Source organism: Caulobacter sp. (genome assembly GCF_965279145.1).
GTDB lineage: Bacteria > Pseudomonadota > Alphaproteobacteria > Caulobacterales > Caulobacteraceae > Caulobacter.
Map to the genome: position 1 here is coordinate 1,941,162 of NZ_OZ257139.1, position 21,135 is coordinate 1,962,296.

Annotated in this window: 18 protein-coding genes and 1 tRNA gene; 9 read left to right on the forward strand and 10 right to left on the reverse strand. The window is 69.4% G+C overall.

The window, feature by feature from the left end; genetic code table 11:
- Positions 1-8: 8 nt before the first annotated feature.
- Both ptsP and nagE read left to right on the forward strand, forming a co-directional pair.
- Positions 9-2,549 (forward strand): phosphoenolpyruvate--protein phosphotransferase, encoded by a 2,541-nt coding sequence (ptsP, locus tag ACQY9P_RS09080; protein WP_421739583.1) that lies wholly within the window; start codon positions 9-11, stop codon positions 2,547-2,549.
- A 3-nt stretch (positions 2,550-2,552) separates the two neighbouring features.
- Entirely contained in the window at positions 2,553-4,346 is a 1,794-nt protein-coding gene (nagE, locus tag ACQY9P_RS09085; RefSeq protein ID WP_421739582.1) for an N-acetylglucosamine-specific PTS transporter subunit IIBC, read from the forward strand.
- Here the strand turns inward: nagE and ACQY9P_RS09090 are convergent.
- The 6 genes from ACQY9P_RS09090 to ACQY9P_RS09115 form a co-directional block, all read right to left on the reverse strand.
- Positions 4,332-6,026, reverse strand: coding sequence for a sulfotransferase (locus ACQY9P_RS09090; protein ID WP_421739581.1), 1,695 nt, complete (start codon positions 6,024-6,026; stop codon positions 4,332-4,334). The two genes, nagE and ACQY9P_RS09090, sit on opposite strands and share 15 nt — an antisense overlap.
- Positions 6,027-6,053: 27 nt before the next feature.
- Positions 6,054-6,143 (reverse strand) — tRNA-Ser (locus ACQY9P_RS09095).
- Positions 6,144-6,249: 106 nt separating this feature from the next.
- Positions 6,250-6,669, reverse strand: a complete 420-nt coding sequence (locus ACQY9P_RS09100; RefSeq protein WP_421739580.1) for a PaaI family thioesterase — start codon at positions 6,667-6,669, stop codon at positions 6,250-6,252.
- A gap of 67 nt (positions 6,670-6,736) precedes the next feature.
- Positions 6,737-7,582, reverse strand: coding sequence for an MBL fold metallo-hydrolase (locus ACQY9P_RS09105; RefSeq protein ID WP_421739579.1), 846 nt, complete (start codon positions 7,580-7,582; stop codon positions 6,737-6,739).
- Positions 7,583-7,699: 117 nt separating this feature from the next.
- Positions 7,700-8,419, reverse strand: a complete 720-nt coding sequence (locus ACQY9P_RS09110) for a hypothetical protein (protein WP_421739578.1) — start codon at positions 8,417-8,419, stop codon at positions 7,700-7,702.
- A 93-nt stretch (positions 8,420-8,512) separates the two neighbouring features.
- Positions 8,513-9,529: an RluA family pseudouridine synthase gene (locus tag ACQY9P_RS09115; protein WP_421739577.1), complete on the reverse strand. Its 1,017-nt coding sequence runs from the start codon at positions 9,527-9,529 to the stop codon at positions 8,513-8,515.
- A 99-nt stretch (positions 9,530-9,628) separates the two neighbouring features.
- Here ACQY9P_RS09115 and ACQY9P_RS09120 point away from each other — a divergent pair, with 99 nt between their 5' ends.
- Entirely contained in the window at positions 9,629-11,980 is a 2,352-nt protein-coding gene (locus ACQY9P_RS09120) for a TonB-dependent receptor (protein ID WP_421739576.1), read from the forward strand.
- A 50-nt stretch (positions 11,981-12,030) separates the two neighbouring features.
- Here ACQY9P_RS09120 and ACQY9P_RS09125 read toward each other — a convergent pair whose 3' ends face one another.
- Positions 12,031-12,345, reverse strand: coding sequence for a ferritin family protein (locus ACQY9P_RS09125; RefSeq protein ID WP_421739575.1), 315 nt, complete (start codon positions 12,343-12,345; stop codon positions 12,031-12,033).
- 77 nt (positions 12,346-12,422) lie between these two features.
- Between ACQY9P_RS09125 and ACQY9P_RS09130 the strand changes: the two genes are divergently transcribed.
- Positions 12,423-14,138, forward strand: a complete 1,716-nt coding sequence (locus tag ACQY9P_RS09130; protein ID WP_421739574.1) for an alkaline phosphatase D family protein — start codon at positions 12,423-12,425, stop codon at positions 14,136-14,138.
- Here ACQY9P_RS09130 and ACQY9P_RS09135 read toward each other — a convergent pair.
- Positions 14,135-14,761, reverse strand: coding sequence for a LysE family translocator (locus ACQY9P_RS09135; protein ID WP_421739573.1), 627 nt, complete (start codon positions 14,759-14,761; stop codon positions 14,135-14,137). The genes ACQY9P_RS09130 and ACQY9P_RS09135 overlap by 4 nt on opposite strands.
- A gap of 64 nt (positions 14,762-14,825) precedes the next feature.
- Here ACQY9P_RS09135 and ACQY9P_RS09140 point away from each other — a divergent pair, with 64 nt between their 5' ends.
- Positions 14,826-15,890 (forward strand): acyltransferase family protein, encoded by a 1,065-nt coding sequence (locus ACQY9P_RS09140; protein ID WP_421739572.1) that lies wholly within the window; start codon positions 14,826-14,828, stop codon positions 15,888-15,890.
- On the opposite strand, the gene hisI is transcribed toward ACQY9P_RS09140, so the two are convergent.
- Both hisI and folE read right to left on the reverse strand, forming a co-directional pair.
- Positions 15,848-16,246 (reverse strand): phosphoribosyl-AMP cyclohydrolase, encoded by a 399-nt coding sequence (hisI, locus tag ACQY9P_RS09145; RefSeq protein WP_421739571.1) that lies wholly within the window; start codon positions 16,244-16,246, stop codon positions 15,848-15,850. The two genes, ACQY9P_RS09140 and hisI, sit on opposite strands and share 43 nt — an antisense overlap.
- Positions 16,247-16,292: 46 nt before the next feature.
- Positions 16,293-16,928, reverse strand: coding sequence for a GTP cyclohydrolase I FolE (gene folE, locus ACQY9P_RS09150; RefSeq protein ID WP_421739570.1), 636 nt, complete (start codon positions 16,926-16,928; stop codon positions 16,293-16,295).
- Positions 16,929-17,121: 193 nt separating this feature from the next.
- Here folE and cysS point away from each other — a divergent pair, with 193 nt between their 5' ends.
- The 4 genes from cysS to ACQY9P_RS09170 all read left to right on the forward strand — a co-directional run bounded on the left by cysS (position 17,122) and on the right by ACQY9P_RS09170 (position 21,083).
- Entirely contained in the window at positions 17,122-18,513 is a 1,392-nt protein-coding gene (cysS, locus tag ACQY9P_RS09155) for a cysteine--tRNA ligase (protein ID WP_421739569.1), read from the forward strand.
- A 180-nt stretch (positions 18,514-18,693) separates the two neighbouring features.
- Positions 18,694-19,455, forward strand: a complete 762-nt coding sequence (locus ACQY9P_RS09160; protein WP_421739568.1) for a 3-oxoacyl-ACP reductase — start codon at positions 18,694-18,696, stop codon at positions 19,453-19,455.
- A gap of 699 nt (positions 19,456-20,154) precedes the next feature.
- Positions 20,155-20,616: an SRPBCC family protein gene (locus ACQY9P_RS09165; RefSeq protein WP_421739567.1), complete on the forward strand. Its 462-nt coding sequence runs from the start codon at positions 20,155-20,157 to the stop codon at positions 20,614-20,616.
- A gap of 5 nt (positions 20,617-20,621) precedes the next feature.
- Complete coding sequence (locus ACQY9P_RS09170) at positions 20,622-21,083, forward strand: iron-sulfur cluster assembly scaffold protein (protein WP_421739566.1); 462 nt, start codon at positions 20,622-20,624, stop codon at positions 21,081-21,083.
- Positions 21,084-21,135: the final 52 nt, after the last annotated feature.

A 21,135-nucleotide genomic window follows, 5' to 3' on the forward strand; every position in this document is an offset into this window, starting at 1 on the left:
TGAAGCCCGTGTCCAACCTTGTGCTCTCATCGCCGCTGAAGGGCTGGATAGCGCCGCTTGAGGAGACGCCGGACGCGGTGTTTGCGGGTCGGATGCTGGGGGACGGGCTGGCGATTGATCCGACGGGGTCGGTGCTGCACGCGCCGTGCGACGCGGTGGTGTTGACGGTGCACCGGGCGCGCCACGCGGTGACCCTGCGGGCGGCCAACGGGGCCGAGATCCTGATGCATCTGGGGCTGGACACCGTGGCCCTGGCGGGCGCGGGCTTCGAGGTTCTGGTCGGCGAGGGCCAGAGCGTCAGGGCCGGCGAGCCGCTGATCGCCTTCGACCTGGATTTCCTGGCCCAGAACGTCCGTAGCCTGATCACGCCGATCGTGGTGACCAATCTGGACGCCTTCCGCATCGTGCGCCGCCAGCAGGATCGCGCCGCCGAAGTGGGCGACGAGCTGATGGCGCTGTCGCCGATCGCCGCTGAGACTGCCGAGTCCGCCGCCGGCGCCTCGACTGTGGCCGAGGCTGGGGGCGAGATCGTCCGCCGGGTGGTCGTGCCGCTGGTCCATGGCCTCCACGCCCGCCCCGCCGCCCGCATCGTCGAGACGGTCCGCGCCTTCACCGCCGAGGTCGCGCTGGTGGCCGGCGAGCGCCGGGCCAGCGCCCGCAGCCCGGTCGGGGTGATGGCCCTGGCCGTGCGCCATGGCGACAGCCTGTCCATCACCGCCAGCGGCCCCGACGCTGAAGCGGCTCTGGCCGCCGTCGCCGAGCTGATCGAGGGCGGCATGGGCGAGGGCGGCCCGGTCGCCGCGCACGTCCCGACTCCGTCCCCGGCCCCCTCTTCGGTCGAAGCCGGCCCCGTCACCCTGCCCCGGGACGGCGTGCTCAAGGGCGTGCTGGCCGCGCCGGGCCTGGCCATCGGCAAGGCCGTGCGCCTGTCGTCCAGCGAGATCACCGTCCGCGAGTTGGGCGACAATCCTGGCCATGAACACACCGCCCTGACCCAGGCGCTGGAGACGGTCCGCGCGCGCCTGGAGGCGGCGGCCGCCAGAAGCGACAAGGCCCGCCAGGCGATCCTCAACGCCCACCTGGCCTTCCTCGACGATCCGGAGCTGTCGGCCGTGGCCCGCGCCCTGATCGACCAGGGCAAGAGCGCCGGCTTTGCCTGGCGCGGCGCGGTGGGCGGCTATGTCGACGCCCTGCGCGGCCTGGGCGATGCGCGCCTGGCCGAGCGGGTCGATGACCTGATCGATCTGGAACGCCAGGTGCTGCGCGCCTTGATCGGCGAAGAGGAAAGCGCCGCCGCCCTGCCGGCCGGCGCGATCCTGCTGGCCGACGAGCTGCTGCCCTCGCAGCTGATGGGCGTGGATCCGGGCCTGGTGGCCGGGTTCTGCACCGCGCGCGGCGGACCCACCTCGCATGTGGCCATCCTGGCCGCCGCCATGGGCATACCGGCCCTGGTCGCGGTGGGCGGCGCGGTGCTGACCGTGGCCGACGGCACGGCCCTGATCCTCGACGCCGACAGCGGCCAGCTGCGCGTCGCGCCCGACGCCCCGGCCCTGGAAGCGGCCCAGACCCGGCTGGCCCAGCGCCAGGAGCGCAAGGCCCGCGCCAAGGCCTCGGCCCATCAGAGCTGCGTGACCCTGGATGGCCAGCGCATCGCGGTGTTCGGCAATGTCGGCGCGCTGGGCGACGCCGTCGCCGCCGCCGCAAACGGGGCCGAAGGCTGCGGCCTGCTGCGCACCGAGTTCCTGTTCCTGGAGCGCGACACCCCGCCCGACGAGGACGAACAGGCCCGCCAGTACCAGGCCATCGCCTCGGCCCTGGACGGCAAGCCGCTGATCATCCGCACCCTGGACGTGGGCGGCGACAAGGCCGCGCCCTACCTGCCGATCCCGGCCGAGGAGAACCCGGCCCTGGGCCTGCGCGGCGTGCGGGTCAGCCTGTGGCGGCCGCATCTGCTGAAGACCCAGATCCGCGCCATCCTCCGCGCGCGTCCTGTTGGCCAGTGCAGGATCATGGTCCCGATGATCGCCAGCCTCGACGAGCTGCGCGCCGTCCGCGCCGTGCTCGACGAGGCCAAGCGCGAGCTGGGCGTCACCGAGCGCGTCGAGCTGGGGGTGATGATCGAGACCCCGGCCGCCGCCGTCACCGCCGACCTGCTGGCCGCCGAGGCCGACTTCCTGTCGATCGGCACCAACGACCTGACCCAGTATGTGCTGGCCATGGACCGGGGCAATCCCGAGCTGGCCGCCCGCATCGACGCCCTGCACCCGGCCGTGCTGCGGATGATCGCCCAGACCTGCGCCGGCGCCGCAAAACACCAGCGCTGGGTGGGCGTCTGCGGCGGGGCGGCCTCGGACCTGGCGGCCGTGCCGATCCTGCTGGGCCTGGGGGTCACCGAGCTGTCGGCGACCGCCGCGATCCTGCCCGAGGTCAAGGCCCTGGTCCGCGCCCTGGATCTGGCCGCCTGCCGGACCCTGGCCGCCCGGGCGCTGGAGCTGACCTCCTCCGAGGCGGTGCGTGACGCCGCTCAATCCTTCCTGGCCGGAGTTTAAGCGATGCGGTCGCCGCTCGAAGTCCTCCAGCCCCTGGGCCGCGCCCTGATGCTGCCGATCGCGGTGCTGCCGGTGGCGGCCCTGCTGCTGCGCGTGGGCCAGCCCGACCTGCTGGGCGCGCCGGCCCTGGCCGCCCTGACCGGCGGCCTGTCCCTGACCATCGCCAATGTGTTCGCCGCCGCCGGCGGCGCGATCTTCGGCAGCCTGGGCCTGATCTTCGCCATCGGCGTGGCCGTGGGCCTGGCGCGCGAGAACCACGGCGCGGCCGGCCTGGCCGGGGTAGTGGCCTATCTGGTCGCCACCAAGGGCGCCGACGCCCTGATCGCGGTTCCGCCCGAGGTGGCGGCCAAGGCCGTCGAAGGCGCCAGGGACCTGGTGGTCGCCGCCTGGAAGGCCAAGGAGATCAGCAAGCTGTCGATCCCGGTCGGCATCCTGTCCGGGCTGATCGCCGGCGGGCTCTACAATCGCTACAGCAACATCAAGCTGCCCGAGTATCTGGCCTTCTTCGGCGGCCGCCGCTTCGTGCCGATCGCCGCCGGCGTGGCGGGCGTGGGCCTGGCCCTGGTGTTCGGCTTCGGCTGGGGCTTTCTCGAGGCCGGGGTCGACGGCCTGAGCCATCTGGTCACCGCCTCGGGCGATGTGGGCCTGTTCGTCTATGGCGTGCTCAACCGCCTGCTGATCGTCACGGGCCTGCACCACATCCTCAACAACGTGGTCTGGTTCATCCTGGGTGACTTCAACGGCGCGACCGGCGACCTCAACCGCTTCGCGGCCGGCGACCCCACCGCCGGGGCGTTCATGAGCGGCTTCTTCCCGGTGATGATGTTTGGCCTGCCCGCCGCCTGCCTGGCCATGCTGCACACCGCCCGGCCCGAGCGTCGCAAGGCCGTGGGCGGCATGCTGACCTCCCTGGCCCTGACCTCGTTCCTGACCGGCGTGACCGAGCCGATCGAGTTCTCGTTCATGTTCCTGGCCCCGGCGCTCTATGCGGTTCACGCGGTGCTGACCGGCGCGTCGATGGTGATCATGAACCTGCTGGACGTGAAGCTGGGCTTTGGGTTCTCGGCCGGGCTGTTCGACTATGTGCTCAACTTCAACAAGGCCACCCGGCCGTTGATGCTGATCCCGGTGGGGCTGGTCTATGGCGCGGTCTATTACGGCGTCTTCCGCTGGGTGATCGTGCGCTTCGACCTCAAGACCCCCGGCCGCGAGCCCGACGAGGCCCTGGCCGCGCCGGCCGCCGACGCCCCCGGCGGACGCGGCGAGGACTTCCTGATCGCCCTGGGCGGCGCGGCCAACCTGGCCTCGGTCGACGCCTGCACCACCCGCCTGCGTCTGGTGGTCACCGGCCAGGGCGCGATCGACGAGCCGCGCCTCAAGGCCCTGGGCGCGCGCGGCATCGTGCGGCCTTCCGACCGCGCCCTGCAGGTCGTGCTCGGCCCCATCGCCGACCAGGTCGCCAGCGAAATCCGCGACGCCATGGGCGGGAGGCAGGCTCAGGTTCAAGCCCCGGTCTCGGTCCCGACCCCGGTCGTCGCCCCGCCCGTTCTGGCCGGCGACACGGCCCAGGCCGAGCGTCTGGTCGCCGCCCTCGGCGGCGCGCGCAACATCGAGACGCTGAGCAGCTGCACCAGCCGCCTTCGCCTGGTGGTCCTCGACCCCTCGGCCATCGACGAAGCCGCCCTCAAGGCCCTCGGCGCCCGGGGCCTCGCCCGCATCGGCGAACGCACGATCCATGTGGTCATGGGTCCGCAGGCGGACGCCCTGGCGGAAGCGATCAGGCTACTGCCGGCCTGATCCTTCTACCGCACGGGGAGCAGCGTACCCCAGGTCCGCGATCACCCCCGCCAGCGCTGCGGCCTGTGGGGCAAGTTGCTCGGCATACTGTCGCCACCGCCCGATCGACCGATCGTTCAGCGGTTCGCTGACCTGGGCGTAGCTGGGCGTCGGGGCATAGCGGCGGTTCTCGTGGAAGCGCAGGCACGCGGCCTCGAACGGCAGGTCCAGATGCGCCAGCAACCGCCGCGTCCAGTCCTCCTGGTCAGCCACCAGATCCTCGTAGCGCACGGCCAGCGCCGTATCGCCCAGCGCCGCCCGATAGCGCCCGGTCAGGGCGTGGACCGCCAGCATGTGGCTGGCGATGTCCTCGATGCGATAGCCGCAGAACTCGCCATGGGTCAGGTTGTGCGACAGCATCGACACCGCCGTGTCCAGCGGATGGCGGACCATGCGGATCAGCCGCGCCTCCGGGAAGGCCGCGCGGATCACCGGCGTCCAGACCTCGCTGAGCGGCATCTTGTCGGTGAAGACCGGCTGGCCGCCGTCCATCAACCCGAAGGCCCCGGCGCGGTCCAGATAGAGATCGCGCAGGGTCTCGCTCACGCCGGGTTCCCACAGCGCCGGCAGGCCGCCCAGCGCCCCCTCAAGGGCAGAGACCATCTCGGTGACGAACTGCAGCTCGCCGCCGGCCGCGATCGCCGAATGGCTGGACAGGATCTGCTCGACCATCGTGGTGCCGGAACGGGGAAAGCCGAACACGAACACCGGCTGTGGGCCCTCGCGCCGCGCGGCGCCAGGGGGCAGGCCTCTGGCCTCGACCAGGCGCGCCAGGGCGTCGAATTCGCGGGTCACCGCCGCGCCGTCGTAGGCGAAGCCATCGCGCGCCGCGAGCCGCGCCTTGCCGGCCACGAAATCGGCGAAGGCCTCGGCGGGACGGTCCAATTTCTCCTTCAGCCGGCCGCGCTCCAGAAGGGCGTCGCCGCCGGGCTGGCCGGGAACCGCCTCGATCACCGCCAGCGCCTCGGCGTGGCGTTTCTCGCGGCCCAGCTGCACGGCGCGGCGCAGGGTGACGTCGAAGCCGGCCGCCTCGGCGCGGTCCAGCAAGGCGCGGCTGGCGGGCAGGTCGCCCATCGCGTCGCGCAGGCGCGACCAGTGGGCCAGGGTCTGGCCGTCGCGCGGCGCCAGCTGGTCGGCGCGGGCCAGCAAGGGCTCGGCCGCTTCCAGCTTGCCCTGTTCGATCAGGTTGGCGGCCAGGGCCACCTGGGTCGGCGGATGCTCGCCGGCCAGGGCCAGGGCTCGCCTGAAGGACGCCTCACCGCCCGGCAGGTCGCGCCGCTGCGTCAGCAGGGTTCCGAGCATGGCGTGGGCCTGGGGATTGTTGGCGTTGAGCGCCAGCGTCGCGCGGACGGCGACCTCGGCCTCGGCCCCGCGACCCAGCCCCGCCAGCAGGATCGCCAGGTCATCGCGCGGCCAGTCCAGGCTCGGCGCCAGGGCGATGATCGTCTCCAGCACCGCGATCGCCTCGACCGCCTGACCGCGCCGCTGATGGACCAGCGCCACGATCTCCAGCGCATCGACATCCGCCGCCGCTTCGGCCAGTCGCCGCCGCGCCGCCGCCAGGGCCGACTCGGCCTGACCCTGATTCAGCAGCCCGCGAGCCTGCTCGATCAGAGGGTGGGGCGGGCGCTCCATGCTCATTGGCCGGACGGTCTGATCAGGGGGTAGTGGCGGAGAGGGTGGGATTCGAACCCACGGTGCCCTTCCAGGCACGCCGCATTTCGAGTGCGGTACATTCGACCACTCTGCCACCTCTCCATGGGTGCCTTTCGGGAGCATTTTAGCGCCGCCCGAGGTCGAGGGCGCGATACCTAGCGGTGTCGTCGCGGTAACGCAAGTCCCTGTTTCAGGCTTTCTGTCGCGGCTAGGCCGTGGGTCGCAAAACCATCTGGGTGCAGCGGAAAAGGGCGACGGTCTTGCCCGTCGCCTCGGCCGTCACGACGGCGTCCCAGACCTGGGTCTGGCGACCGCCGTGCACCAGCCTGGCCTCGCACAGGACGCCGCCTTCGCGGACGGTGCCCAGGAAGTTGGACTTCAGTTCGATGGTGGTGAAGCCGCTGGCACCGTCGGGCAGGGAGGCCACGCAGCCATAGCCGCAGGCGCTGTCGGCCAGGGCGATGACGCTGGCGGCGTGCAGGAAGCCGTTGGGCGCCATGTGATGCCGGGCGACGGTGAAGCGGCCCTTTACATAGCCCGACCGCGCCTCGAGCCACTGCAGGCCCAGGAGGTCCGGCAGATGACCCGCCTGGCGTTCGGTCAGGGTCGCGGTGAAATCCTCGGCCACGCTGTGCTCCATATGTTTCGTGCGCGAAGCATATGGCTGGCGATCCAGGGTGGACGCAAGTGGGTTTTTAAAGAGAACCGATATCGATGGGCGGAAAGCGCAGGCCGTTCTCGCCTTGCGGCGGCAGCTTGCCCGAGCGGATCGCCACCCGCAGGGCCTGGGCTGGATAGGGCAGGGGCGCGAGCGCCGAGTCGGCGGTCTGGCGCGCGGCGACGAAGGCGGAGGCGTCGATCCCGTCGCGTAGCTGGATATTGCCGGCGCGCTGCTGGGCGATGGTCGAGGTCTCGTGGCCGGCGGCGTCTTCCCAGCCGGCCAGCAGACGGGTGTCGTCGGGCAGGGACAGGAAACGGCGGGCGGCGGCGTACAGACCCTGGGCGTCGGCGCCGGGCAGGTCGCAGCGGCCGGCGCCGAGCTCGGGCGCCAGCACGGTGTCGCCGGTGAAGACCACGTCGCCGATCTGGTAGGCGCACGCGCCCGGCAGGCGACCGGTGATGGCGTGGGCGGTGATCTCAAGGCCGCCCATCGGCATGACTTCGCCGTCCTGGGCCAGCTTGTCGAAGTCCCAGCCCTCGAGATCGACGCCGTCCTCGCCCATGGCCGGAGCCAGGCGTCGGAGGCTTTCGATCACGCCGGCCCCGATGCAGACCGACGCGCCGGTCTCGTATTTCAGATGGCCGGCCGCCGACATGTGCGCCGCGTGCAGGCCCGTTTCCAGAATCCAGGTGGGGCCCATGTCGCGGGCGCGGATCTCCGCGATGATCCCGTCGACGAAGCTGGTGTCGATGCTCTGCGTCACCGGATCGAAATCCAGCACGGGATCGACGATCGCGCAGAGCAGCGTGGCCGGATCTACGACAAGGTAGGTCACCGTCCCCGTGGCGGGGTGATGGTGAGCGATAATTTCCGGCTGCATGCGAACGCCTGATGGTCCCCGATAGCGCCACCATGGCGGCGAAGCCGTTAAGCATCAGCGAACGGCGCGGACGTCCAAACGAATTATTGTCCGGTCCGGCGGGGCTGCGACATCTTGTCAGTGTACGTCGGTGAGGTCGCAAGGATTGCGGTCGCCGCGCATCTGGGTGGCCCACGGGGGTTCGACATAGCGGCCGTCGGCGCGGAAGGCCGGCGCGCAGCCCTCGGGCGGACGCGCGTCGCGATCGCCCACGGCCAGGGAGACGGCCACCGACTGGCTCTTGCCGCCGCGGCTCCAGCGGCCGGGACGACCCGGGCCATAGCCTTCGCCGCTCAGGCTGTCATAGCCCCAGCCGCGATCGGCGCCATAGCCGAAGCCGTCATAGTAGGGGCGGTAGACGGCGTTCTTGCCGTGGTCGGTCTGGGACAGGGCGATGCCCAGGGTGGCGGTTTCGCCGATCGGGATCAGGGTCGAGACATAGGCGCTGCGATAGCCGCCCGTGCCGATGGTGACGCCGGCCGAGCCGTGGATCTTGCGCTTTTCGTCCTCGGACGGACGCGCGCCGACCAGACCCTCGCCGCGCTCGATGGCGGGCGAGGTCGCCAGGAAGGCCGCGATCTGTTCCTCGGTGGTCAGGGCGCGCGGGGCGGGCGTGGCGGCGGCCCTGGCGGCCAGCTCGGCCTGGATCTTCTCGGCCTCGGCGGCGGTCTTGGCGTCGACACGGTGGGCGGCGGTGGAGACGGCCTCGTCGGCGCCCGTCGTCGGGGTCTGGGCCAGCGCGGGGGCGGCCACGGAAAGCGCGGCCAGCAGGGCGAGGATCGAACGCGTCGCGGTCATCGGGGCTTTCCGGAATGCTACGCCTCGACCCTTAGGCCGTTACGTCAGCCTAATTAGGGCGCGATTGTTGCGGGGCCGCAAGGCGCTGTTGTCTCACAGCGTCTTCAGACCCGCTTCCAGGGCGGCCATGTCGGCGGGCAGCGGCGTCTCGAAGCGCAGGGTTTCGCCGGTGATCGGATGGACAAAGCCCAGCACGGCGGCGTGCAGGGCCTGGCGGGCGAAGCCGATCTCTTCCATCACCGCCCGCACGCCGGCGGCCGGCGGACCGCCGCCATAGACGGGGTCACCCAGGCACGGCGCGGTCTTGCTGGCCATGTGAACGCGGATCTGGTGGGTGCGGCCGGTCTCGAGGCGGCAGGCGACCCGCGCCGCCACCGGCTTGTCGGCCGGACCGAAGCTTTCCTCGACCCGGTAGTGGGTGATGGCTTCGCGGCCCCCGCTCTTGAGGATCGCCATCTTCTTGCGGTCGTGCGGCGAGCGGCCCAGCTGGGTGTGCACCGTGCCGCTGGCCGGATGGGGCGCGCCGCGCGTCAGGGCGATATAGAGCCGGTCGATGTCGTGCCGGGCGAACAGGGCCGACAGGCCCTGGTGGGCGGCGTCGGTCTTGGCCGCCACCATCACGCCGGAGGTTTCCTTGTCCAGTCGGTGGACGATGCCGGGTCGCGCCACGCCGCCGACGCCCGACAGGCTGCCCCGGCAATGGTGCAGCAGGGCGTGGACCAGGGTGCCGGTATAGTTGCCCGGGGCAGGATGGGCGGCCATGCCGGCCGGCTTGTCGACCACGATCAGGTGGGCGTCCTCGTAGAGGACGGTGAGCGGGATGTCCTCGGGCGCCGGCTCGGCGGCGATCGGGGCGGGGATCTGCAGTTGGTAGAGGCCAACGCGAGCCTTCTGCGCGCCGTCGGTGATCGTCGCGCCGTCCAGGCTGAGCCGCCCGGCGGCGATCAGGGCCTGCAGTCGCGCGCGGGAAAGGCCCTCGAGCCGGGTCGCCAGCACCTTGTCCAGACGCTCCCCGACGTCCTCCGCGGCAAGCGCAACCTCAAGCCGCGCCTCGGCTTGCGGCGTCGGCGCCTCATCTTCGATCTCGTCGATCTCGTCGGTCGGGCTCAAGGGGTGTTTCACGGCTCCGTCGCAAACCTGTCGCGTGTCCGACATGGGCGGCGCCTATCCGCCGGGCCTTGTCCAGCTTGTCGTCGAAGGGGATAATCGATGCGCGCGATCCACACCACCTTGCTTCTGTCCGCCGCCAGTGTCCTGGCGCTGAGCTCCGCCTCCATGGCTGTCGCCGCCGAAGCCGATGCGCCGGCGGATTCCTCGCAGGTCGAGCAACTGATCGTCACCGCCCAGAAGCGTGAGCAGAAGGCGCTGGATGTCCCGGTCTCGCTGACCGCCTATTCGGGCGCCATGCTCGACACCCTGGGCATCCAGGAATTCGAGGAACTGTCGCTGTTCGTGCCGGGCTTCGAGGTGCAGAACCAGTCGCCCAACAACCCCGGCTTCGTGATGCGCGGCATCACCTCCGACTCGGGCGAAGCCACCAACGAACCGCGCGTCTCGGTCTATCAGGACGGCGTGTCGATCTCGAAGTCGCGCGGCTCCTATGTCGAACTGTTCGACCTTGAGCGCGTCGAAGTGGCCAAGGGGCCGCAATCGACCCTGTACGGCCGCGGCGCCCTGATCGGCGCGGTCAACATCATCCAGGCCAAGGCGCGGCCCGAGTTCTCGACCTCGGCCAAGATCGAAGCCGGCAATTTCGGCTACATGCTGGCCGAGGGCATGATCAACGCCCCGGTGAGCGATACGGTTTCGCTGCGCGTGGCCGGCCGGATCAAGCACCGCGACGGCTACGTCAAGAACCTGCTGGGCGGCGATGATTTCAACTCGACCCAGACCACGGCTCTGCGGGCCGCGGTGAACTGGCGTCCGAACGATCGCCTGAACGCCGACTTCGTGGTCAACTACCAGTCCGACAGCCCCTCGGGCACGTCGTTCAAGTCGCTGACCTATCTGCCGACCGACCCGAACACCGGCGCGGTCCTGGGCGATCTGGGCCGTAATTCCGGCGCCGCCCTGCAGACCGTCGCGGGCTTCGAAAACGACCAGAAGCTGGGCCTTGAGCGCGACGTGTTCAGCGCCACGGCCCTGGCCAGCTACAAGATCAGCGACGCCCTCACCCTGGCCTCCACGACGGCTTTCCGCCGCTTCGCGGGCGAGGAAGTGTTCGACGCCGACGGCTTCTCGCTGCCGCTGTTCACCTTCGCGGAAGACGCGACGGGCAAGTCGGCCAGCCAGGATCTGCGCCTGAACTATGACAACGGCGGCAAGATCACCGCCTTCGGCGGCGTCAGCTATTTCTGGGAAGACGGCAACCAGCGCGTTCCCCTGCTGTTCAACGAACGCGCCTATGCGGCTCGCCTGAACGGTCTGGGTGGCCTGTTCGCGGCGCCGAACGTCGCGGGCCTGAACGTGATCAACTCGATCGCGGGCTTCGCGCCCTTCAAGAGCCAACACCTCGAAAGCTACACCAACTACGGCACCACCAAGTCGTATGACGCCTATGGCGACGTCACCTGGAAGGCGACCGACAAGCTCGAACTCGCCGCCGGCCTTCGCTATACCTATGACGACAAGGAAAGCGGTTATGCCGCTCAGCTGCTGAACGGCGGCTCGGTCCTGGGCGGCAGCACCGCGACGGTGGCTCGCGGCCTGTTCGTGCAACCGACGGCGGGCGGCCTGCCCGAATATCGCAGCTTTACCGACAATGGCGTCACCTACCGCGTCGTCGGCCGCTATGCCGTCACGCAGGACGCCAATGTCTACGCCTCCGTCTCGACGGGTCGCCGTCCCAAGGTGGTGTCGGCCGGAACGCCGGCGACGCCGGGCGGCCCGGTGCGGTTCAGCGAAATCCCCGCTGAAGAAGTCACCTCGTACGAGACCGGCGCCAAGGGCGCGTTCCTGGCGGGTCATCTGATCCTGGAAGGCGCGGTCTATCACTACGACTACAAGAACTTCCAAACCTCCATCCGCACCGCCGCCGGTCAGATCGTTTCGACCAACGCCGGTGAGGCCAAGGCCACGGGTTTCGAAGGCCAGTCGACCTTCAAGATCACCCCCAACGCCTCGGTGTTCGGAACCTACGCCTACAGCCACGCCCGGTTCGGCAACGGTCTGTTCGAGGGCAACCATTTCCGCCTGTCGCCCGACAACAGCTTCTCGCTGGGCGCCAATGTCGGCTTTGACGCGCCGACCGGTCGCTTCACCCTGACCCCGACCTATACCTGGCAGTCGGAAGTGTTCTTCGACAACAACAACGACCTGGCCGCGCTGCAGACGACGGGCGACAAGATCCAGGATGAGAAGCAGAAGGCCTATGGCCTGCTGAACCTGCGCCTGGCCTATGAGCCCAACAACCGGCCGATGAAGTTCGAACTGTTCGCCAGCAATCTGCTGGAGCAGGACTACATCAAGGACGCCGGCAACACGGGCGACGCCTTCGGCATCCCCACCTTCATCGCCGGCGAGCCGCGCTATGTCGGTGTTTCGGTCTCGATCAAGCACTAGTCTACCGACCGCCACGGCCTTCTTCGCGGAGGCCGTGGCGGTCTCAATGCCTAGCTTTCGGCGCCTGTCGCCTTTTCCTCATGGCCGGCGATCGAGCCGTCCTTGAAGAGGTACTCCTTCAACTGCTCGTCGGTCTCCGGATCGTCGCGGCGCAGCCACTCCAGCACCATGGCCGCGTGCTCCAGTTCCTCGCGGGCGTTGTGCAGCAGGATCTTCTTCAGCTCGACATCGTCGCAATCGTCCGCTCGCTGACGATACCAGTCGACAGCCTCGAACTCCTCGATCAGTGAGGTGATGGCGTAGTGGCGGTTGAGGGTCTTGCGGCTGAGTTTTTCGCGGGGAACGTGAAGGCCTTCGCTCGACATGCGTCATCTTCCTGTTGTGGTATCGCCGTAACGCACGAGATGCTGAAGCGGCGCCGTGGATTTGAGGAAATAGGCCTATGAACATCGATCGTCGAGGGGCGCTTGCCCTTCTGGGTCTGGGCGCGATGACGCCGGCCGGGGCGATGGCCGCCCAGGGGCTGCATGACGGCGAGGCCCTGTTCGCTCATGGCGCCGCCTCGGGAGACCCCCTGGCTGACCGGGTGGTCCTGTGGACCCGCGTCACCGCGCCGGGGGCCACCCTGCCGGTCGCCGTGCGCTGGGATGTCGCCACCGACGCGGCGTTCACGTCGATCGTCAAGCAGGGCCAGGCGACGACGGACGCCGCGCGCGACCACACGGTGAAGGTCGACGTGACGGGCCTCAAGCCGGGCATGGACTATCACTACCGTTTCCGGAGCGTCGTGGGCGGCAAGCCCGTGGGCGCGGGGGTCTCCGGCCGGACGCGCACTCTGCCCGTAGGACCGATCAAGGACGTCGTCCTGGCCGTGGCCTCGTGCTCGCTCTATCCGAACGGCTATTTCAACGCCTATGACGCCATCGCCAAGCTGCCGCGCGTCGATGCGGTGCTGCATCTGGGCGACTACATCTACGAATACGGCGGGGCCCCTGGCGACTACGGCATGAACTCGCCGGTCGCGGCCCAGCGCATGCCCGATCCGCCGCACGAGATCGTCACCCTCGACGACTATCGCCGCCGCCATGCTCTCTACAAGACCGATCCGCACCTGCAGGCCGCCCACGCGCGCGCGCCGTGGATCGTGGTCTGGGACGACCATGAAGCCGCCAATGACAGCTGGCAGGGCGGGGCCGAGAACCATACGCCGGGCGATCCGGCCAAGGGCGGCGAAGGCGACTGGGCGGTGCGCAAGGCCGCCGCGCTGAAAGCCTATTATGAGTGGATGCCGATCCGCGAGCCCGAGGTCGGCGCCCTGGCCGAGGCCAGCTGGCGTGGCTTCCAGTTCGGCGACGTCGCCACCCTGTTGATGACCGAGACCCGCCTTACCGCGCGCTCGGTGCAACTGGACTACGCCCATGACCTGCCGATGGTCGACGGCAAGCCCGACGTGGCGGCGTTCTCGGCCAAATGGAACGCCGCCGATCGCCGTCTGCTGGGCGAGGCCCAGACCGCCTGGCTGGCCGGCCAGGTCAAGGCTTCGGTCAAGGCGGGAAGCGCCTGGCAGGTCCTTGGCAATCAGGTGGTGATGGCGCGCGTCGCCGGACCGAACCTGCAGAAGGCCATGGGGCCTGAGCGGTTCGAGGCGACCCTCGCCAAGCTGCCGGACTATATCCGCGGCCGTATCAAGCAGGGCGTGGCGCTGTCGGAACTGGGCCTGCCCTACAATCTCGATTCCTGGGACGGCTATCCCGCTGATCGCGAGCGGCTCTACGACCTTTTCAAGGACGCGGCCGCCCATCCGATCGTGCTCTCGGGCGACAGTCACTCGTTCTGGGTCAATGAGCTGTTCGACGCCTCGGGTCAGCATCGGGTGGCCGCCGAGTTCGGCGCGACGGGGATCACCTCGCCCGGCTATGGCGACATCCTGCCCGGCGTGCCGCTGGGCGAGGCGTTCGCCCAGCGCAACAAGGAAGTGCTGTACGCCGATCCTGCGGCCAAGGGCTTTGTGCTGCTGACGCTGGAGCACGGCCGGGCGACGGGCGAGATGGTCGCGGTCTCGACCATCTTCGACAAGGCCTACACGACCAAGGTGCTCAAGCGCTTCGTGGTGACGCCGACCAAGGGCGGCGGCGTCGAGGCGCTGGCGGAAGGCTAGCGCCGGTCCAGCGCCAGGCGCAGGCCGAAGGCGATAAACACGCCGCCGGTGATCCGGTCCAGCCACCGGATCACCGAGGCCTCGCGCAGCAGGCCGGCCAGGGGCGCGGTGGCGGCGATCAGCAGGCCGGCCCACATCAGGCCCATCACCACATGCATCCCGGCCAGCAGCACGCCGAAGCTGGCCGGATTGGCCCCCGCCGGCACGAACTGCGGCAGGAACGAGATGTAGAACACCCCGACCTTGGGATTGAGCAGGTTGGTCAGCAGGCCCCGGCGTAGCGAAGCCGAGGCGCCGCCGCCGGTCGGGGACACGGCGCCGGGCTCGAAGCGGTCGCGGGGTTTGGCGATCATCTTGATCCCCATCCACAGCAGGTAGGCCGCGCCGGCCCATTTCAGGGCCGTGTAGGCCAGGGTCGAGGCGGTCAGCAGGGCTCCGGCCCCGACCGACGCCGCCACGCCCCAGACCATGCACCCGACGCCGATGCCCACGGCCGCCGCGAAGGCGCGGCGCGGTCCCTCTGTGGCCGCCGTGCGCAGCACCAGGGCGGTATCGAGGCCCGGGGTGATCGTCAGCAGGCCGGCGGCGAGGCCGAAGGCGAGCAGGGCCTGGAGCGTGGTCATGCGACGCGGCCTTTCGGTCGGGTGTTGGGGGCCTTTATCAACCAATGCATGGTCCGATGCGGCCATGACTTCAACCCGCCAGCGCTTGCCCGGACTGGACGCCCTGCGCGGGGTCGCCGCCCTGATGGTGCTGCTGTTCCACGCGCGCGGGCTGATCCTGCCGATGAGCGCGCTGAGCCACGGCTATCTGGCGGTCGACCTGTTCTTCGTGATCAGCGGTTTCGTGCTGGGCCGCGCCCACGACGCTGGCCTCGCGGCGGGCGGTGGTCGCGCGTTCGTCCGTCAGCGCATCGTCCGGCTCTACCCGATGGTTCTGCTGGGCCTGGCCCTGGGCGCGGGCTTGCTGTTGGCGCGCGGCCTGGACCTGGCGACCGTGGGGCTGCTGGCCGTTCTGGGCGCGCTGTTCATTCCCGTCACCGGCTCGGCCGATATCTTCCCGCTGAACGGCCCGCAGTGGTCGCTGATGTGGGAGCTGGCGGTCAATCTGCTCTACGCCCTGATCGCGCCGCGGCTGACCTTGCGCCGGCTTGTCCTGCTGACGGCGGGCGGCGGTGTGCTGTACGCGGCCCTGGCCGTGCTGTTCGGGACCGGCTCGCTGGGCTCGCATGGCGCCGACTGGTTCGGCGGCGCGCCCCGCGTGGTGTTCGGCTTCTTCGCGGGCGTGCTGCTGGCCAGGCTGGCGGCCTGCGGGCGCCTGAAGGTCCCGATCCTGCCGATCTGGGCCAATCTGGCGATCGTGATCGCCGTGCTGACGGCGCCAGGACTGGGCGCCGGAAACGCCGCGTTTGACCTGGTCGCGGTCCTGATCGTCATGCCGCTGCTGGTCGGTTCAGCCGCCGGGGCCGAGGTCGGCGCGTTTGGTCCGCTGCTGGATGGCCTGGCGGGGATCTCCTACGCGCTCTACGCCCTGCACATCCCGATCCTGGTGTCGGCCGCCGATCTGGCGACGCGCGGCGCCCTGCCCGGCGCGCCGAGGGGTCTGGTCGGCGCGGTCGCGGTGATGCTGGCGCTGAGCCTGGCGACCCTGGCGCATCGCTATTTCGAGCCCTGGGCGGCGCGCCGCCTGCGGGGGTTCGGGCGGGAGCCTCAGTCGCGCTCGACCAGTTTGCCGTCTTCCATCACCCGGTAGAAGCACGAGCGGAAGCCGACATGGCAGGCGCCGCCGTCGCCCTGCGGCCGCACCTTGATCAGCACCGCGTCCTGATCGCAGTCGACCCGCAGCTCGCTGACGATCTGCAGCTGGCCGCTGGTCTCGCCCTTCTTCCAGAGTTCATTGCGCGAGCGGCTGAAATAGTGGGCGATCCCGGTGTCGACGGTCAGCTTCAGGGCTTCGTCGTTCATCCAGGCCAGCATCAGGATCTCGCCGGTGTCGGCGTGCTGGGCGATCGCCACCACCAGGCCGTCGGCATTGAAGCGCGGCGCCAGCTGGTCGCCGCGTTCCAGGGCGTGCTTGTCATGGGCGTGCGGGAAGAGGGGCGTGCTCATGGGTTTCCTATGGCGCCGACCGAGGTCGCGGGGAAGCGAGCCGCCCCTACTTCCGCGTCACCAGATCCATGAACCGCTGCTGCAGGACCTTGTCGGTCCTGAACACGCCGCGGAACTGGGTGGTGATGGTCGAGACGTCGTGGTGGTGGACGCCGCGGGTGCTCATGCACTGGTGCTCGGCGTCGATCAGCACGGCGACGCCGGCGGCGCTGAGGTGGTCCTCGATCGCGTCGGCCACCTGCATGGTCATGGTCTCCTGGGTCTGGAGGCGCTTGGCGTAGATCTCGACCAGGCGCGCCAGCTTGGAGAGGCCCACCACCTTGCCGGTCGGCATGTAGGCCACCCAGGCCTTGCCCAGGAACGGCGCCATGTGGTGCTCGCAATGGCTCTGCACATCGATGCCGCGCAGCATGACCATGTCGTCATAGCCCTGCACGTCCTCGAAGGTGCGCGAGAGCTCCTTGGCCGGGTCGCCTTCATAGCCGGCGAACCACTCGCCATAGGCGTCGACCACGCGCTGGGGCGTGTCGAGCAGGCCCTCGCGGTCGGGATTGTCGCCGGCCCAGGCCAGCAGGGTGCGGACGGCGGCCATGGCCTCGTCGCGGGTGGGGCGCTTGCCGGGTTCAAGATCAAGACCGGCATCAGAGCCGATCAGGGTTCGCTCGCGGGACAGGGCGTCCATGTGTTCGGGGGTCTTTCCACGGGCTGAGTTGCGCCAGGACGCCTGTCGCCCTGGAATGACGCGTGCCACCCGTTTCACAGCTACGACCGAGGGCGTCGAAAAGATGACGTGTCGTCGGCGTGTCCAATAGCTATATGGGACCCTCCCGATCCTCCGCAACACCCTCCCGTTACGTCAGGCAGACGCGTTTCTCATGACCTTGAAGCTCCACGACACCCTGACGCGCGAAAAGCGCGCCTTCGTTCCCGCCGATCCGGACCGGGTGACGATGTATGTCTGCGGGCCCACGGTCTATAACCACGCCCACATCGGCAACTTCCGGCCGGTGGTGGTTTTCGACGTTCTGTTCCGGATGCTGCGCCACATCTATGGCGAAGACGCGGTGGTCTATGCGCGCAACGTCACCGACGTGGACGACAAGATCAACAAGAAGGCCTTCGAGGAAGGCGTGCCGATCTCGGTGATCACCGAGCGCTACCTGGCCGCCTATCACGCCGACGCCGACGGCCTGCTGGCCCTGCGCCCGACCCTCGAGCCCAGGGCCACCGAGCACATCGGCGCGATCGTCGAGATGATCGGCAAGCTGGTCGAGAACGGCAAGGCCTACGCCGCCGAGGGCCATGTGCTGTTCGACACCCAGTCGTTCCCGGACTACGGCCAGTTGTCGGGCCGGCCGCTGGACGAGATGATCGCCGGGGCCCGCGTCGAGGTCGCCCCCTACAAGCGCCACCCCGCCGACTTCGTGCTGTGGAAGCCGTCCAAGGAAAACGAGCCCGAGTGGGACAGCCCCTGGGGCGCGGGTCGTCCGGGCTGGCACATCGAATGCTCGGCCATGATCGACAAGGCCCTGGGCAAGACCATCGACATCCATGGCGGCGGCATCGACCTGGCCTTCCCGCACCATGAGAACGAGGTGGCCCAGAGCCGTTGCGCCCATGACCTGCCGGTGCTGGCCAATTACTGGCTGCACAACGGCTTCCTGGATATGTCCGGCGAGAAGATGTCCAAGAGCCTGGGCAATGTCATCCTGCCCAACGAGCTGCTGAAGACCACGCCGGGCGAGGTGATCCGCTGGGCGCTGCTCAGCGCCCACTATCGCCAGCCGCTGGACTGGACGCCGGAACTGCTGGAGCAGTCCAAGAAGGCGCTGGACCGTCTGTACGGCGCCCTGCGCCGCGCCAAGGACGTGCCGATGGACCAGGCGATGGAGGCCCCCGAAGAGGTGGTCGCCGCGCTGGAGGACGATCTGAACACGCCCCAGGCGATCTCGTGCTTCTTCGAGGTCTCCAGCGCCATCGAGCGGGCCGTGACGGCCGGCGACACCGTCGCCATCGCCGCCAACAAGGCCCGGCTGATCGAGGCCGGCGCCCTGCTGGGCTTCCTGCAGGCCGATCCCGACAGCTGGTTCGAGGGCGACGCCTCCGATGACCTCAAGGCTCAGGTCGAGGACCTGCTCAAGCGCCGGGTCGAGGCCCGCGCCGCCAAGGACTGGACCGCCGCCGACGCCATCCGCGCCGAACTGGACGCCTTGGGCGTGGTGGTCATGGACGGCCCGGCCGGGGCGACCTGGCGGATGAAGGACTGAGTCCCGGGCGTCGCCATTTCCCCACCTTTGTCATCCCGGAAAGCGCGCAGCGCTTGTCCGGGACCCAGGTGAGCCGCAACGCCTTTGCCCAGTCCCCTGGGTCCCGGACAGCCTCTGCGAGGCTTCCGGGATGACAACTGAATTATTGCGTCACTGTTTGTACTCGTACGGATCCACCCGATGAACCTGAACCAACAGATCGTCCTGGTCTCCGGCGCCGGTCGGGGACTGGGCGCCGCCATCGCCCGAGCCTTCGCGGCGCAGGGCGCGTCGGTGGTCATCAACTATCGCCGCAGCGAGGCGGCCGCCCTGGCGCTCGCGGCGGAGCTTGGCGATCACGCCGTGGCGATCCAGGCCGATGTCAGCGATCGCGAGGACGTCCGCCGCATGGTCAACGAGGCCGCCGAGCACTTCGGCAGCCATGTCACCACGGTGGTCAACAACGCCCTGGGCGACTTCAGCTTCAACGGCGACGGCCGTGAGACCATCCAGTCGATCCCGTGGGAGGATTTCCAGGGCCAGCTGGACGTGTCGCTGCGCGGATCGCTGAACCTGATCCAGGCCACGGCGCCGGCCATGGAGAACGCCGGCTTCGGACGGGTGATCAATATCGGCACCAACCTCTTCCAGAACCCGGTGGTGCCCTATCACGACTACACCGCCGCCAAGGCCGCGCTGCTGGCGCTGACCCGCACGGCGGCGGCGGATCTGGGCCCCGGCGGCATCACCGTCAACATGCTGTCGGGCGGCCTGCTGCGCACCACCGACGCCAGTTCGGCGACCCCGGAAGCCATCTTCGACCTGATCGCCCAGAGCACGCCGCTGCGCCGGGTGACGACGCCGGCCGAGTTCGCCGACGCGGTGCTGTTCTTCGCCTCGCCCTGGAGCCGCGCCGTCACCGGCCAGAACCTGGTCGTCGACGGTGGTCTGGTGCGGGACTGACGGCGCGCGATCCTCCCCCTGAAGGGGGAGGCGGCCGAAGGCCGGTGGGGGAAGACCGCAATGACTCAGCGGATCACTTCCCCCTCCGTCGGCTTCGCCGACACCTCCCCCTTCAGGGGGAGGATCTATCCCCGTGCTCCCACGAGCATGGCCGCCCCTTGCCCCCAACGAATTCAACGCCCTATCCCCGCCACCCAGCGTCACGATGCAAAATCGACGCAACACCCTCCAAAACGGCCGCATACTTCTCCTCGCTCCATCGCATGGGGAGGGCGTCCAGCTGGCGACCTGACGGGTGGTGGGGGCGGTTGTACGGGTTCAAGAGGACAGGGGACGTAAACCTGTCCATCGGAGGAAGGCCAAAGCCTCCGCCCGTCCGAAGGTTCGTTCCGGGTCCTCCGGAATCGGCGTGGCTGCAGCCCAAGGCTGGGTCCGTCGCGAGGAGGGCAAGCCCGGGAGGGGTGCAAAGGGTTGAACGAGACCCGCGCGTGCCGGCCAGAGGGAAAACAACCGTGCGGAGCGCTCCGGCCACGGCCGAAACGGTACTCCTACACAAACTCATCCGGGCCTGGCCCGGACGCTCCGCCGCCTCCCCACACTTGCCGGCTTGAAACCGGCGAGGACGCGAACCCGTGTTCTATCGCCTCGCCGGCGCCTAGCGGGTTTATGTCCACCGCGCCCTGATGCTAAAAGCCCGCCATGCAACGAGCCGTAGAACATCGCACGGGCGTCCAGGCCCCCGCCGAGCTGATCTGGGAGATCATCTCGGACTTCTCGACCTGGGGTGAGTGGAACCCGCTCTACCGCAAGGCCGAGGGCCAGATGAAGATCGGCACGCCGCTGACGCTGGAGCAGGCCCTGCCGGGCGAGCCGGTGCGGGTGATCCAGCCGGTCGTCCAGGACTGGGTGCCCTATGAGCAGCTCCACTGGCGCAGCAGCCGCGCCGGCGGCTTTGTCACGGCCGTCCGCTATATCGAGATCGAGAAGATGGGCGAGACCAACTCGACCTTCTCGAACGGCGAGCTGTTCATGGGCATGCTGGTGCGCTGGATCAGCCGCGACGAGCGCCGCAAGTTGCGCGCGGCCTACACCCAGATGGGCGAGGCGCTGCGCGATCACGCCGAGGCCCTCTGGTCCAAGCGCCAGAACAGCCCCACCTAAGCCTGATGATCGACGAGCTCTACAGCGCCAAGATCCTGACCCTGGTCGCCAACATCCCGCGCGCCGGGCGTCTGGCCGCGCCTGACGCCTCGTCCGAGAAGACCGCCAAGCTGTGCGGCAGCCGGATCACGGTGGATGTGACGATGGCGGACGGCAAGGTCAGCGACTTCGCCCAGGAGGTTTCGGCCTGCGCCCTGGGCCAGGCCAGCGCCGCGATCCTGGGGGCCAATATCATCGGGGCCGACCTGGCCGAGATCGAGTTGGCGCGCGACGCCTTGCGCGCTATGCTCAAGGTGAACGGTTCGCTCCCCGCGGGCCGGTTTTCGGAGCTCGCCGTGCTGGAGCCGGTCAAGGCATACCCCGCCCGTCACGCCTCGACGCTTCTGGCGTTCGAGGCCGCGGTGGAGGCTGTCTCTCGGGCCACAGCCGCGGTGGAAACGCGAACTAGCAGCGCCGGCGCCGCTTGATCGAGCCTTTTCGCGGGTGCGATAACCACCCCGAAGCAATCGCTGCGCTGGC